This window comes from Kitasatospora sp. NPDC002965, assembly GCF_040611255.1.
GTDB lineage: Bacteria > Actinomycetota > Actinomycetes > Streptomycetales > Streptomycetaceae > Kitasatospora.
The window spans coordinates 1-13,748 of the sequence record NZ_JBEXNT010000187.1; the positions used below are offsets into that span (position 1 = coordinate 1).

13 protein-coding genes are annotated in these 13,748 nt (G+C 71.5%); 8 read left to right on the plus strand and 5 right to left on the minus strand.

What is annotated here, in order from left to right; translation table 11 throughout:
• The first annotated feature begins 6 nt into the window (after nucleotides 1–6).
• Nucleotides 7–1,161, plus strand: coding sequence for a PP2C family protein-serine/threonine phosphatase (locus ABZY91_RS38750; protein ID WP_355408559.1), 1,155 nt, complete (start codon nucleotides 7–9; stop codon nucleotides 1,159–1,161).
• Between the two features lie 73 nt (nucleotides 1,162–1,234).
• Here ABZY91_RS38750 and ABZY91_RS38755 read toward each other — a convergent pair whose 3' ends face one another.
• Complete coding sequence (locus ABZY91_RS38755) at nucleotides 1,235–2,077, minus strand: TIGR04222 domain-containing membrane protein (RefSeq protein WP_355408537.1); 843 nt, start codon at nucleotides 2,075–2,077, stop codon at nucleotides 1,235–1,237.
• 212 nt (nucleotides 2,078–2,289) lie between these two features.
• On the opposite strand from ABZY91_RS38755, the gene ABZY91_RS38760 reads away from it, so the two are divergent.
• Together ABZY91_RS38760 and ABZY91_RS38765 are read left to right on the plus strand one after the other, a co-directional pair.
• Entirely contained in the window at nucleotides 2,290–2,580 is a 291-nt protein-coding gene (locus ABZY91_RS38760; RefSeq protein WP_355408539.1) for a DUF2695 domain-containing protein, read from the plus strand.
• Between the two features lie 444 nt (nucleotides 2,581–3,024).
• On the plus strand, nucleotides 3,025–3,456 hold the full coding sequence (locus ABZY91_RS38765; RefSeq protein ID WP_355408541.1) for a hypothetical protein: 432 nt from the start codon (nucleotides 3,025–3,027) through the stop codon (nucleotides 3,454–3,456).
• 40 nt (nucleotides 3,457–3,496) lie between these two features.
• On the opposite strand, the gene ABZY91_RS38770 is transcribed toward ABZY91_RS38765, so the two are convergent.
• From ABZY91_RS38770 to fdxA, 3 genes are all read right to left on the minus strand, one after another.
• Nucleotides 3,497–4,612, minus strand: a complete 1,116-nt coding sequence (locus ABZY91_RS38770; protein WP_355408543.1) for a YncE family protein — start codon at nucleotides 4,610–4,612, stop codon at nucleotides 3,497–3,499.
• Nucleotides 4,613–4,886: 274 nt separating this feature from the next.
• Nucleotides 4,887–6,182: a peptidoglycan-binding protein gene (locus ABZY91_RS38775; protein ID WP_355408545.1), complete on the minus strand. Its 1,296-nt coding sequence runs from the start codon at nucleotides 6,180–6,182 to the stop codon at nucleotides 4,887–4,889.
• A 966-nt stretch (nucleotides 6,183–7,148) separates the two neighbouring features.
• Nucleotides 7,149–7,472 carry a ferredoxin gene (gene fdxA / locus ABZY91_RS38780; protein ID WP_355408547.1) on the minus strand — a complete coding sequence of 108 codons (324 nt, stop codon included), beginning with the start codon at nucleotides 7,470–7,472 and terminating at the stop codon, nucleotides 7,149–7,151.
• A 96-nt stretch (nucleotides 7,473–7,568) separates the two neighbouring features.
• On the opposite strand from fdxA, the gene soxR reads away from it, so the two are divergent.
• Nucleotides 7,569–8,033 (plus strand): redox-sensitive transcriptional activator SoxR, encoded by a 465-nt coding sequence (gene soxR / locus ABZY91_RS38785; protein ID WP_329875964.1) that lies wholly within the window; start codon nucleotides 7,569–7,571, stop codon nucleotides 8,031–8,033.
• A gap of 373 nt (nucleotides 8,034–8,406) precedes the next feature.
• Here the strand turns inward: soxR and abc-f are convergent, their stop codons facing one another.
• Complete coding sequence (gene abc-f / locus ABZY91_RS38790; protein ID WP_355408549.1) at nucleotides 8,407–10,041, minus strand: ribosomal protection-like ABC-F family protein; 1,635 nt, start codon at nucleotides 10,039–10,041, stop codon at nucleotides 8,407–8,409.
• A gap of 324 nt (nucleotides 10,042–10,365) precedes the next feature.
• Between abc-f and ABZY91_RS38795 the strand changes: the two genes are divergently transcribed.
• The 4 genes from ABZY91_RS38795 to ABZY91_RS38810 all read left to right on the plus strand — a co-directional run bounded on the left by ABZY91_RS38795 (nucleotide 10,366) and on the right by ABZY91_RS38810 (nucleotide 13,244).
• Entirely contained in the window at nucleotides 10,366–10,944 is a 579-nt protein-coding gene (locus tag ABZY91_RS38795) for a TetR/AcrR family transcriptional regulator (protein WP_355408551.1), read from the plus strand.
• 80 nt (nucleotides 10,945–11,024) lie between these two features.
• Complete coding sequence (locus ABZY91_RS38800; protein ID WP_355408553.1) at nucleotides 11,025–11,807, plus strand: oxidoreductase; 783 nt, start codon at nucleotides 11,025–11,027, stop codon at nucleotides 11,805–11,807.
• A 277-nt stretch (nucleotides 11,808–12,084) separates the two neighbouring features.
• On the plus strand, nucleotides 12,085–12,369 hold the full coding sequence (locus ABZY91_RS38805; protein WP_355408555.1) for a pyrimidine/purine nucleoside phosphorylase: 285 nt from the start codon (nucleotides 12,085–12,087) through the stop codon (nucleotides 12,367–12,369).
• 368 nt (nucleotides 12,370–12,737) lie between these two features.
• Nucleotides 12,738–13,244 carry a hypothetical protein gene (locus ABZY91_RS38810; RefSeq protein WP_355408557.1) on the plus strand — a complete coding sequence of 169 codons (507 nt, stop codon included), beginning with the start codon at nucleotides 12,738–12,740 and terminating at the stop codon, nucleotides 13,242–13,244.
• The last annotated feature ends 504 nt before the right edge of the window (nucleotides 13,245–13,748 follow it).

Here is a 13,748-nt window from a genome sequence, read left to right on the forward strand (position 1 = left end):
CGACCGATCGGGGGCCGGATCCGGCTAGCGTCGAGACATCCACCGACCCGAGGCGAGAGCCTCCACCGGAGAGAGGCATGCCATGAACCCGGTCGCGACGTCGTCGGCCGGCGCCTGCTGCGGGTCAACGACACGGCGGCCACGCACGGAGAACGCCCCGCCGAACAGGTCCCCCTCGCGGGCAGCACCGTCTACGACGAGGTCCTGCGCACCCAGAAGCCGGTGCGGGCACCGCAGGACGGGCAGGGGGAGCGGGTGCTCGCCCCCGTCACCAACCGCGGCGACACCATCGGTGTCCTGGAACTGTTCCTCGACCGGGTCACCCCGGACGTGCTGGAGCAGGTCGAGGAGGCCGCGCACGCGCTGGCGTACATCATCATCGCGGACCGCCGCTTCACCGACCTCTACCACTGGGGCAACCGCACCACTCCGGTCAGCCTGGCCGCCGAGATCCAGCGCCAGCTCCTGCCCTCCGCCCCCTCCTGCGAAGCCACCGAGTTCGCCCTCGCCGGCGCCCTGGTCCCGGCCGCCGACATCGCCGGCGACACCTACGACTACACCCTCGACCACGACACCCTGCACCTGTCCATCACCGACGCCATGGGCCACGACGTCGACGCCTCGCTCATGGCCACCCTCCTGGTCAACGCCTCCCGCGGCGCCCGCCGCGCCGGCACCGACCTCGCCGAACAGGCCCAGCGGATCCACCGGGCCCTCCTCGACCACGGCCGGCAGACCTACGCCACCGGTCAGCTGCTGCGCATCGCCCTGGACGGGAGCGGCGCCCGGCTCGTCAACGCCGGCCACCCCTGGCCGCTGCGGCTGCGCGACGGCACGGTCGACGAACTGCGCCTGGCCGTGAACCTGCCCTTCGGCGTCCTCGGACAGGGCCCGTACCGGGTGCAGGACATCGACCTGCGTCCCGGGGACCGCCTCGTCCTCTACACCGACGGCATGCAGGAACGCCAAGCGCACCAGGTCGACCTTCCCGGCCTCATCCGCAAGACCGCCGCCGAGCACCCGCGCGAGGTCGTGCGCACCCTGGTCGCCGCGGTCGCCGACGCCTGCGACGGCCGTGTCAGGGACGACGCCACCGTCCTGTGTCTGGACTGGTACGGCCCCCTCTCCGCGGACCGCCGGGCCGCCCGGGCCGGCACCTGACCTCGCGCACGGCCCGGTCCGGCCGCGTCGGGACCGCGAAGCGTCGGTCGCGCCGGACGGGGCCGATGCGGTGTCAGAGGCCGCCGAGCCCCGGGGGGTCGTTGACGGGCGTGGCGGTACTGTGCGGACGGTCGGGCCAGTTGAGGGCCCCGGACAGGGGTCCGAGCCTGCCGCCGAAGCTGCCCCAGCGCACGCCGGCGGCAAGCAGCTCGGCGTCCTGCGGGGACAGGCGGTCGTTGGTACGGGGGATCCACGGCTGGTGGCGGGCGTAGTGGGCCTCCAGCGCGGCCCGCCCCTCCTCCGTCGTGCTGCAGAACCAGTAGTGACCCCTCACCTTCGGGCTGGCGGCCTTCCAGCCGGCCGCGAGGAGGACGGCCGTGGCGGCGAGCGGGATCAGGAACGTCCGACCGCCCTCGGCGCCGGCCAGTCCGACGGCGGTCAGGCCCATGGCGATGCACGGCACCTGGATCCACACCAGGCGGTTGTGGCCGCGCTCCGCCGCCCGGGACCGCCCGGGGTGGCGCACCAGCCCCTGGTCGCCCAGCCTGTTCCCGATCGCGAGGATGGCGCGGCTGCGCCCGAACCGGCCCATCCGCCGCCAGGTCCGGCGGCTCGGCGAGAGACCGATCACCTTGATCACGTCGGCTTCGACCGCATCACGCGGAACGGGGTCGGTGACGGTGAGGACCTTGTCCCGGACCTTCATCCGGCCGCCCAGGATCATCGCCGCGATCGCCACCTGGGCGACCCGCTTCTCGTAGAGGGAGAGGAAGGCGACCTCGTAGAGCGTGAACTCGTCGTCGGGCGGGCGCGGACGCACCGGAGCGTCCAGGAAGACGCGGAGCGCCCGGCGGTAGCGGACGGCGCAGAGCGCGGTCGACCCGTAGGCGACGACAAGCAGGACCCACCACGGCACGGCGCACCCCCGGCCCGCCCCATACCCCGCCCGGTGGCACCTGACACGGAGAAGGGTTGACCACCGCGTTCCCGTGACGTTCCCGCTCGCCCCGACGCCGGTCCCGACGCCGGTCCCGACGCCGGTCCTGACGCGGACGTGCCGTGACGCCCGGGCGTGCCGACGCCCGTAAGGTGGGGCATCGGCTCGTCGACGAGAAGCAGGGTGTGCGGATGTCCTCGGAACGGGATCGCCGGCGGATGCTGCGCGACGCCCACAAGGCGGAGCACAAGCGCGCGGAGTGGGACCTGCTCGGCCTCGACCGCGAACAACTCGACGATCTCCTCGACCACGTCGAGGAGCGCCTCGCGGACACCGACTGTGATCACACCCTGAGGCACTCCCGGGCCTGGGCCGATGCCTGGTCGGTGCCGTGGTCCCCGCTGGAAGCGGGCCTCCTGGCCAACGGTGCCGGCTGCGACTGCGAGGTGCTCGCAAACGTCGACCCGGACGAAAGGGTCTGATTCCGCTCCGCTGCCACCAGGCGGGACGTGGGGCCGGGCATGCCGTCGACTGACGCCTCGACCGGCCGACGGCACCGCCGTCTCTCCTGAACCGGCGCCGTCGGCCCGCCCGGCGATCCCGCCGCATCCCCGTGCCGGGCTCCGTCACCGCACGACAGTTCAGCCGGCGGGCCCCGCGATGCCTTGCGATCTCGGCAGAGGCGGGCACCCCCACCCGGTGCCCGCCCTCTCCCGATCCCCGTTTTCCGTTGCCGTTCCCGTTCCCCGACCGGCGAACGTCCACCGCCTCCCGCGACCGTTCCGGCGCACCCGCACGGGGCCGCGGCCACGGGACGGGCACCGAACCCCTGCCGGACCGCGTACCCGCTGCTCGCCGGGCACGGGCCGTGCCTCTACGCTGGCGGCGGGCGCCGGCCCCGGCGCGCACAGACCCGGGGGGACCGCGTGATCCGAGTTCAGCAGCGCACCTACACCCTGATCGCGTGGCCGTGGAACGCCATGTCCTGGGCCCGGGTGCCCGAGGGGCTCGGGTTCACCCTGTACGACGTCGTCGACCCGACGGCGCGCGGCGTCGAGGTGCCCGGCACGGAGCAGGACGCCACCCGCTGGAAGGTGGCCCACGACGCCTACCAGGACCTGCTGCGCCACGCCGAGGACACCGTGCGCCACGCCCACGGCGTGCGCAGCAAGGCCGGCTTCATGGTGGACCGGCGCACGGTGCGCCTGCGCCGCTACGATCTGGTGCCCGGGCGCGGGGCCCGCTCCCGACGGCTGTTCGCCGAGTGCGGGACCCTGATGCGGGCGGCCGAGGCGGCCTACCGGCCGATCCTCGACGAGATCGAGGCCCGCCTCGCGGACGCTCAGGGCGCGGCCTGAGGCCGTCGCCGCCGACGCCCGGCCACGGGCCGGGGTCCGGTCAGAGGCTGATGATCTGCAGGCCGGAGCCGGCGGTGAGGTAGAAGGTGTGGCCGTCGGGGCCGAGGGCCAGGCCCGTCACCCAGTTGAGGCCGGTGATGCCCTCGCCCGGGACGAGGGTGTTGGTCGCGGTGTCCAGGGCGAGGACCGAGGCCGCGCCGTCGGTGCCGGTGAGGTCCTGCTGGACGAGGTACAGCCGGGTGCCGCCCGCGCCCACCGACGGGTTCTGCAACCACTGGCCCGGGGCGATGTCGAGGGTGGTGAGGGTGCCGGTGGCGAGGTCGACGGCGTAGCCGGTGCCGCTGCTCCCCACGCCGTGGAGCCGCGTGCCGTCGGGGGAGAGGGCCAGGCTCGGTACGGCGCCGATCGGGGCGGCGACGGCCCCGGCCACGGTCGGGGTCGCGGTGCTCGTGTCCAGGTGGACCAGGTTCTCGTCGGTGGCGGCGTACGCGGCGCCGCCGCCCGGCAGGGTGACGATCGAGCCCAGGTAGCGGCCGGGCACCGGCACGGCGGTGGTGAAGTCCTGCTGCTGCGGGGAGAAGGACAGGAGCCGGGCGCTCGGTTCGGCCGGGCGGTGGAAGCGGGCCGGCCCGTTCTGGCCGACGTAGACCCTGGCGCCGTCGGGGCTGACCGCCAGTGAGGTGAGGGCCCCGGGGAGGGTTCCCTCGGGCCGGGGCTGGTCCGGTACCGCCGTGCTGGAGACCACGGCGTCGGTGGCCGTGTCGATGGCGGCCAGGGTGGACAGCGGCGCCCTGCGGGCGGTCGAGAACAGGACGTAGACGCGCGAACCGTCGGGGCTGACCGCGACCGGGCCGGGACCGGCCCCGAGTCCGGTGGACAGCGTCACCACTGCGGTGATCGCCCCGCTCTGGGTGTCGACGACCTTCACCTTGGCGCCGTCGATGCTGTCCTTCACCGCGACGTAGGCCTTGCGCCCGTCCGGGCCGACCGCCACCGAGGCGGGCGACGAGTCCAGTTCGACGGTCCGCGGGACGCCAGGGACCGGCCCGTCGAACGGGCCCGTGACTGCGCCGGCGGAGCCGGACCCGGTGAGCAGCAGCGCTCCCACGGCCGCCAGGGAACCCAGCCAACGAGCCTTCGAGGCAAGCGAGTTCATTCAACCCTCCCCTTCGGACACCGCGGGTCCCCGCAGTGGAAGGCAAACGCTACGGGACGAACTCGGCACGGGTGCAGAGTTGTTGATGCATCATCAGGCCAATTCGAGAGCGACACCGGTCCGGTCCGGCGCCCCCACCGGGAGCCGCGCCCACGGGGTGATCCGCCGCCGGCCCGTCGGCACAGCGGTGCCCGCGGCCGGTCTCCGCAGCGCGAGCGGCGCCCTGCCTCCGGGCGCGGGTCGCGTCCGGAGGCAGGGCGGCGAAGCGCGCCGGTCAGCCTCCCGCGGGGGAGATGATGGCGTAGGCGCCGCGGGTCGCCGGGGAGAAGTGGCGGCGGATCACCTGGTCGCTGGAGTTGCCCTCGATGGTGTCGACGGTGCCGTCGGCGTTGGCCTTCTCGATGATGCCGACGTGGACGCTCGTGCTGGTGTTCTGCGGACCGGTGCCGAAGACGATGGCGTCACCGGGCTGCGGGTTGCTCAGACCGCTGTGCAGGGTGCCGTGGTTGCGGCCGTAGTAGTAGAAGTCCCCGCTGAACGCGGTGCTGAAGTTGACGCCGGCCTGGCGCCACGCCCAGCTGGTGAACAGGGCGCACCAGGCCACGCAGGGGCCGTACGGGTTGCAGTTGTTGCCCCACTCGTGGACGCCGAGCTGGGAGCGGGCCGCCTGGACGATCCTGTCGCGGACACTGCCGTCCAGCGGGGGAACGGTGGGGGTTCCGCCGCTCTCGCCGCCCGGGGTGCCGCCGCCGAGCTCGCGGGGGATCCCCATCGACGCCATGGTCTGCGGGCCGGCGATGCCGTCGACCTCCAGGCCGTGGGCGCTCTGGTAGCTGCGCACCGCGTTGATGGTGGCGGGGCCGTAGTCGCCGTCGGCGGGCGTGTTCGCCTTGCCCTGCACCTGCTTCACCTTCGCGGTCAGAGCCGCGTTGGTCAGCGGCCCGGCGATGCCGTCGACCGAGAGGTCGTTGTCGCTCTGGAACGAGAGCACCGCGTTCTTGGTGGCGGGGCCGTAGACCCCGTCCACACCGCCCTCGCCCAGGTAGCCGAGACCGGTCAGGTTGCGCTGGAGCAGCCGGGTGTCGTTGCTGCTGCCGGTGCCGCTGGAGGTGATGCGGTCGATGTTCATCGCGCCCATGGTCTGCGGGCCGGCGATGCCGTCGGCCTCCAGGTGGCGGGCGCTCTGGTAGCTGCGCACTGCGTTGATGGTGGCGGGGCCGTAGTCGCCGTCGGCCGAGACGCCGGCCTTGGCCTGGACCTGCTTCACCTTGGCGAGCAGCGCGGTCATCGTGTTCGTCCCGGCGACGCCGTCCACGGACAGGCCGTTGTCGCGCTGGAAGTGCCGGACCGAGTCGGTGGTCTGGGAGCCGTAGACGCCGTCGACGCCGCTGAGCGGGGCGTAGCTGAGCCCAGCGAGGTCGCGCTGGAGCAGCCGGACGTCCACCGCGTGGGCCTGCCCCGCGGTGGGGCCGAGCAGGAGGCCGAAGAGGATCATTGCCAGGGCCAGCGCCGTCGAGGTGAGCCGGGCGCCGGGAGCCCGGGTGGGTGGGCGGAGGTTCGTTGCGGACATGGGGACTTGCCTCTCGTTCTCGTTCTCGTTCTCGTTCGCCCGGGAAGCCCGGGACGGGTGGGCGAGGACGTGACGGGTCCACCGGTCGGCGGCGTCACGTCCTGGGGCGGTTCGGGGCCGGCGCCGAGGGGCCGGCGGCGGCCGGGCCGCTGAGGCTCTCGGCCACGGCGGCCCGACCGTACGGCCCGAGGGCCGCGCCGTACGGGGCGCGGAACGGGCGCGTGCAGTGCCTTTCGGTTCGCCACGCGGGTTCGTCCGTACTGGTCGTCCGTACTGGTCGTCCGTACGGACGGGTTCCGGTGGCGTTCGTCCGGCCGTTTCCCGCCCGACGGCGCCAACTCTGACCCGGCGTGATCCACGGGTCGAGGGGCGTCCGGATCTTTGAGACTTCGCGGAGCGTCTCAGGCCGTGGACCTGCTCAGTGAGACATCGTCAGATACATCCTGAGACGCTTGAACGCCTTTGTAGGACTAGGCTCTGATGATGCGTCAGTCCTTACTGTCCCGAATCGACTTGTTTGCCCTCGGGCCGCCTGCGGAGCCCGCCGCTCGTGCCCCGCCGCCCGCTTCCCGTCGGTCGGCGGCAATCCCGTCGCCCGCGCATCTGCGACGGCCTGCGGCGGGATCCGGCCGGACCACCGCAAGTGACTACCAGGATCGTCCGATCCCGGACTTCGCGAACGGCCTGCCCGTCGCGCGGCCGCATGTGTCCGGCCCGGCCGAGCGATCGGCCACGGTGACGTGACTGCCGCCGGGTCGCGCCCTGTCCGCGGCAGCGCGAGTACCTCGCGAAGCTCTCCTCTCCGCCACCCCCCGAGCCCCGGTGACTGCTTCAGCGATCTGGGTGAACCCCCGCCGCTTGTGTGCGCAACAGGCCGGTCTGCGCGACTTCTCGAGCCGCCTTCCCGGGCTTCCCCAGCTCGGACGGAAGGGCGCCGGGCCGCACACGGCGCCCACTCCCGGTCGGTCAGGCGGTGTCCTGGACCGGCAGCGCCGCCACCATCGGATGGTCCTTCTTGATCAGGCCGAGCTTCGCGCTGCCACCGGGGGAGCCGAGGTCGGTGAAGAACTCGGCGTTCGCTGTGTTGAACGGCTGCCACGGATCCGGGGTGTCGTCCTCGAAGTAGATCGCCTCGACCGGGCAGACCGGCTCGCAGGCACCACAGTCGATGCACTCGTCGGGTTGGACGTAGAGCATCCGCTCCCCCTCGTAGATGCAGTCGACGGGGCACTCGTCCAGGCATGCCCTGTCCTTGACGTCCACGCAGGGCAGGGCGATCACATAGGTCATCGGGGCTGCCGTCCTCTCCGGGTCGGTGCTGCTCGCCGCTCTGGCACGGCCGACCGTAGGGCCTCAAGTAAGCTTGAGGTCAAGAGGAGGCGATGCATGGCGACCCACCAGCCCGGCGACGCCAGGGCCACCCCCGACGACTGGTTGGGCATCGGCGAGGTCAGCGCGCGGACCGGGGCGGCAGTGTCCGCCCTGCGGTTCTACGAGGAACTCGGCCTGATCGCCTCCGAGCGCGACGAGCGCAACCAGCGCCGCTACCCCCGGCACATGCTGCGCCGCGTCGCACTGATCTCCGTGGCGAAACGGATCGGCATCCCGCTGCAGGACCTTCAGGAGGCGTTCGCAGACGTGCCCCTCGACCGGCCGCCGAGCCATCACGAGTGGCAGCGCGCCTCGCGCGGCTGGAAGCGCCGCTTGGAGGAGCGCCGGCAGACCATCGAACGGCTGGAGGCCGAACTCACGGGGTGCATCGGCTGCGGCTGCCTCTCGATGAAGGCCTGCGCCCTGCTGAACCCCGGAGACGCACTCGCCGAGGACGGTGTCGGACCCCGACGTCTGTGAGGGGTTCCGGGTTGAGGTCCTCTCCTGTCCTCCCCGCGCAGGCGGGGGCCGGCTGTACCTGCCCGTCTCCACGCCCACGCAGGAGAACTCCTTCCGCGCGGCTCGTGACAGCACCACCTGAGACGGTCTCGACCACGGCGTGTACCCGCCTGCTTCCGGGCGCCACAAGGCTCACCGGAGTGACGTGGCGAGACGCGTGCTGAGTCACACCTGACCGGTCAGCCCTTCGACCAGTTGCACCGTCGGCATCCCCGGAGGGCGGCGGGCGGCCGAGGAGGATCCTCGGCCGCCCGCTGTCATCCGCCACCGGGTCGTCGTACCGCACCGGCGCAAGCGCCCTGGCCGGCCCCGACCGGCCCGATACGTCGGCGGCTCACACCGAAGGGGCTCCCGTTTCCCGGAGTGCGCCGTCGGCGAGCCGCAGCCAGCGGTTGACCCCGATCTCGGCGAGGAACCGTTCGTCGTGGCTGACCACCAGGAAGGCGCCCCGGTACGAGTTGAGCGCGCTCTTGAGCTGGCCCGCGCTGACCAGGTCGAGGTTGTTGGTCGGCTCGTCGAGGAGCAGCAGGTGCGGGGCCGGCTCGGCGCACAGCACGCAGGCCAGGGTGGCGCGCAGTCGCTCGCCGCCCGAGAGTACGCCGACCGGCAGGTGGGCCCGGGCGCCGCGGAACAGGAAGCGGGCGAGCAGGTTCATCCGGTCCGCCTCGGGCCGCTCGGGGGCGAACGCGGCGAAGTTCTCCGCCACCGTGCGGTCCAGGTCCAGCAGGTCAAGGCGCTGCGAGAGGTAGGCGATCCGGCCGTCGTTGCGCGTGATCCGGCCGCCGTCCGGGGCGAGGTCACCGATGACCAGCCGCAGCAGGGTGGACTTCCCCGCGCCGTTGGGGCCGGTCAGCGCGATGCGCTCGGGGCCGCGGACGTTCAGGTGGACACCGCCGTCGGCGAACACGGGCCGGCCGGCGTGGCGTACCTGCAACCCCTCGCCGAGGAAGAGGTTGCGCCCGGCGGGTACCTGGGTGTCAGGCAGGTCCAGGGAGAGACGTTGCTCCTCGCGCAGGGCACGCCCGGCCTCGTCGAGCCGGGCCTTGGCCTCGTTGACCCGGGAGGCGTGCATCTGCCCCGCCCGGCCCGCGGACTCCTGTGCGCCGCGCTTCATGGTGCCGGCGAAGATACGGGGCAGGCCGGCGTTGTTGAGGTTGCGGGCGGCGTTGCTCGCACGGCGGTCGGCGCGTTCGCGGGCCTGCTGCAACTCCCGCTTCTCCCGCTTCAGTTCCTGCTCGGCGTTGCGGACGTTCTTCTCGGCGACCTCGTGTTCGGCCCGCACCGCCTCCTCGTACGCGGTGAAGTTTCCGCCGTAGAAACGCAGTTCGCCGCTGCTGAGCTCGGCGATGTGGTTCATGCGATCGAGCAGCGCGCGGTCGTGGCTTACCAGCAGCAGGCAGCCGTTGAAGTCCGCCAGCACGTCGTAGAGCTTGTGCCGGGCCTCCGTGTCGAGGTTGTTGGTCGGTTCGTCGAGCAGCAACACGTCCGGGCGCCTGAGGAGTTGGGCGGCGAGGCCGAGGGAGACGATCTGGCCGCCGCTGAGCGTGCTCAGGCTGCGGTCCAGGGCGAGGTGAGCCAGGTCGAGTCGGTCGAGCTGGGCGCGGGTGCGCTCCTCGATGTCCCAGTCGTCGCCGATGACGGCGAAGTGCTGCTCGTCGACGTCGCCGGACTCCACCGCGTCGATGGCCTGGACGATGTCGGCGATGCCGAGTACCTCGGCGACCGTGAGGTCGGCGGTCAGGGGGAGGCTCTGGCGGAGGTGGCCGAGCTTGCCGCTGACGGTCAACACACCGGTCGCGGGCTGGAGTTCTCCGGCGATCAGCTTGAGCAGGGTGCTCTTTCCGGAGCCGTTGGGGGCGACCAGGCCGGTCCGCCCGGCGGGCAGGGTGAAGGACAGGTCGTGGAAGACCGGGGTGTCGTCCGGCCAGGCGAAGGAGACGTTCGAGCAGATGACGGCGGCGTCGGACATGGAAGTGACCTCGAAAGAGACTGAGGGCAGGACTGGGAACTCTGCCCCGGCAGATACGGGAAAGGGGCGCGACGAAGAAGACCACCTCGGCTGCGGCGCTCCTGAAGCACCGGCCGGTGGCCGTCAGATCCGGATCTCACCCGGAGATGTCGTCGTCACCCGCCACGTCTGCCACTCCTCGATCACACGGATTCCAGGTCGTACGCAGTTTAGCGCCCTGACCGGAAACTATCGCCGGGTTTACACGCAGGATGTGTCGGTGGTGGGCGTGGGGAAGCAACTTTCTTTTGACCTCAAGGTCCAAAATGGTGTTACGGTGGCGCCATGGGCAGGCCGAAGCAGTTCGATCCGGACGTGGCGGTGGAGCGCGCGATGAGCGTGTTCTGGCGCAAGGGGTACGCGGCGACGACGCCGCAGGACCTCGTGGACGAGATCGGGATCGGCAAGGGCAGTCTGTACAACGCCTTCGGCAGTAAGCACGCCTTGTTCGAGCGGGCGCTCCTGCGCTACCGCGACTCGCAGGCCGCATGGCTGGAGGAGCTTCTCGATCACCCGGGTTCAGCGAAGGATCGGCTGCGGGGTGCGCTGGAGGCGCTGGTCGAGCTCGATCTGGGTGACCCGGATCGGCGCGGCTGCATGGCGGTCAACACCGCCGCCGAGTTGGCTACCTCGGATGCCGGGACGACGGACACGGTGCGCAAGATGTTCGCGCGTACGGAGAGTGCGTTCCGGGTGACCATTGAGGAAGGTCAGCGGGCCGGCGAGATCGCCGGTGGCCGCGACGCGGCAGCAACGGCCGCCTGGTTGCTCGCGACAGTGATCGGCATGCGGGTGCTGGCGAAGACCGCCGAGGACGCCACTCAGTTGAGGCGGGTCGTGGACGCGGCAATGGCGTCGCTGTAGGCCGACGTCGCAGGTCGGTGCCGTGCTCTTCTGCGGCCTAATTTTGTACCTGTCATTCAAATATGTTCAGGGAGCCTGACATGGAGCTCGATCTCGCCGGGAAGACCGCGGTCGTCACCGGAGCCAGCCGAGGCGTGGGCCTCGCGATCACACGGCAGCTCGTCGCTGAGGGGGTCCGCGTGGTGGGTGCGGCCCGCACGATCACGACCGAGCTGAAGGAGACCGGCGCCCACCCGGTCGCGGTCGACCTGAGCACGCCGGAAGGTGCCGAGGAGCTGGGGGCGCAGGCGCTCGTGGGACTCGGCGGCGTGGACATCCTGGTCAACAATCTGGGTGGCGGTGACACGTTTACCCTGAACGGGTTCCTCGCGACCGACGACGCCCTGTGGGCGCAGAGCTTCGAGGTCAATCTGTTCGGCACGGTCCGGGTCACCCGTCGGCTGCTGCCGAGCATCTTGGAGCGCCGCGGTTCGGTGGTGAACATCTCGTCGATGAGTGCACGCCTGCCGGGCACGGGCCCGATCGAGTACGGCGTCGCGAAGGCGGGTCTCAACGCGTTCGGCAAGGCACTGTCCGAGGAGTTCGGCCCCCGGGGCGTGCGTGTGAACACCGTCTCTCCCGGTCCGACGCGTACCGGTATGTGGGAGGACGCCGACGGCTTCGGTGCCCGCCTCGCGGAGGCGAACGGTGTCGGGCACCGCGACTTCGTGGCGGGGGTGCCCGCGGCGATGGGCATGACCACTGGCCGCATGGTTGAGGCCGACGAGGTCGCGGCCGTCGTCGCGTTCCTCGTCTCGGACCGCGCGGCAAGCGTCACCGGTGCTGACTACGTCGTCGAGGGCGGCGGCATCAAGACGGTGTGAGACGACCGGCGTGCTGGGCCGGCGCCTTTGTGGCGGCGGTGGACCGCCTCCTTCTGGAACGCATTGACCACGACGGGACAGCCGAAACGGCGATCCCGCGGGAGCGGACCCGGAGTCCGCAGCCGACCATGGTGTCCTCGGGCTTCGTGGTCGGCGGAAGGCGGCAGCCGCGTTCGGCGCGGGGAAGGGCGGCCGCTACCCTTAGCCTTCCCTCACCAAGATCCGGCCCGCGACGCGCGGGCTGCCCTTGCCTGCCCTTTTTTCCGAGAGGACGCCCATGTTCAAGGTCAACGAATACTTCGACGGCACGGTCAAGTCGATCGCCTTCACCGCGGAGGAAGGACCGGCGACCGTCGGCGTCATGGCACCGGGTGAGTACGAGTTCGGCACCGCGAAGCGGGAGATCATGCACGTGGTCTCCGGCGCCCTCACCGTGAAGCTGCCCGGCTCCGAGCAGTGGGAGACCTTCAAGGCCGGTGACCGGTTCAACGTTCCGGCCGACAGCAGGTTCCAGGTCAAGGCCGCAGTCGACACCGCCTACCTCTGCGAGTACCGCGACTGACGCCGAGACCGGCGCCGATGGGCGAGGGGCGCCGGAGGCCGGGAGCGCTGCCGCGCGGCAGCACTCCCGGCCTCCGACCCTCCACCCGATCGAGTCCACGTTCTCCACCGTCAAACGCCGCACCGAGGTCACCCACCGCGCCGGCGGCCCGGCAGCGGCGCTTTCCATGGTGTTCAAGCTCGTCGAAACCTCCCAGACCCGATGGCGTGGGATCACCGGCGCCCACCTCGCCCCGCCGGTCCGTGCCGGGGCCGCCCGCTTCGAATGCGGTCAGCTCGTCGAACGCCCCAAAAGCCTCGCAGCACGAACGTGCTCAGCTGACACACTGAGGCCGAAGAGGCAGAACCGCACAGAGGACCCGGACGCCCATGCTGAACCCACTCGACGCTCCAGCCGCGGTGTCAGCCGCAGCCGAACCGCTCGAGGAGCTGCTCGACGACTGCAATCATGTCTCGTTCATCGACCTCTTCCATGTCGTCCCGGTGGCTGGGATGACACCCGGTCACGACTCGATGAAGCGCCTTGCTCAAGCCGTGTACGACGCGGGTCCCAGCGGATATCGGGTAGCAACGTCTGTCGACCCGTTCGAGTCACCACAAGCCTGGCGGGACATTCTTCGCCGACAGGTGACCGACGGCATCATGCAGCCCGCCAACAGGTGGCCAGACGCCAACCTGCGCACGCCCGCCGAGATCCGGCAGGCAGGCGAACTCGCCGACGGCATCGCCGACCTCATCGAAGCCCATCTGGGGCCCGTCCGGTGCGCAGGCGACGTCGACGGCCCGCGCATGGGGATGGGCGCCATATGGTCGCGCAACCTGCTGCTGGTCACCAGCGACTGGGCCACCGTCCTCTTCCTCGGGATTGATGACTGACCGAACACGCCCCCGTCAACTGCGGCTGCTGCCTCAGCGGCTCTCACCGTCCACAACTCTTGACAACGATTCTTCGCAGCCAAGGCGGTCAATGAGACGGAACGAGTCCGACCGGGCCATCGGTCTGACGATCGGACGGGAGTTCTTGGACGGGGACGATTCTCAAGGGCCAGAGCCGCGTGCGCTGGCACGAGTTGAAACACGCCTACGGATCTGCGGCCGATCTTCCCGGTGCGCTGTCGCGGATCGCATGTGACCCTGCGGTGAGGGCCGCAGTTCAGGACCTGGGGGCGGGGATCGACAGCCACCTGAGCGAGCCCTATTGCCGGGTTTGACGTACGGGCCTTCCTTCGTGCTCTGGCAGGCCGCTGCGCGGATGCGTCGGCGGCTTCCGGAGCGGGCCGCGGGCGGACCGGTGACCCTGTGCCCTGAGAGGTCGGCCGAACCCCGTGCCGCCGGGGGGGCCGCCGCCCGGCCCGGGCCACCCGCGGGGGGGGCCCCCCC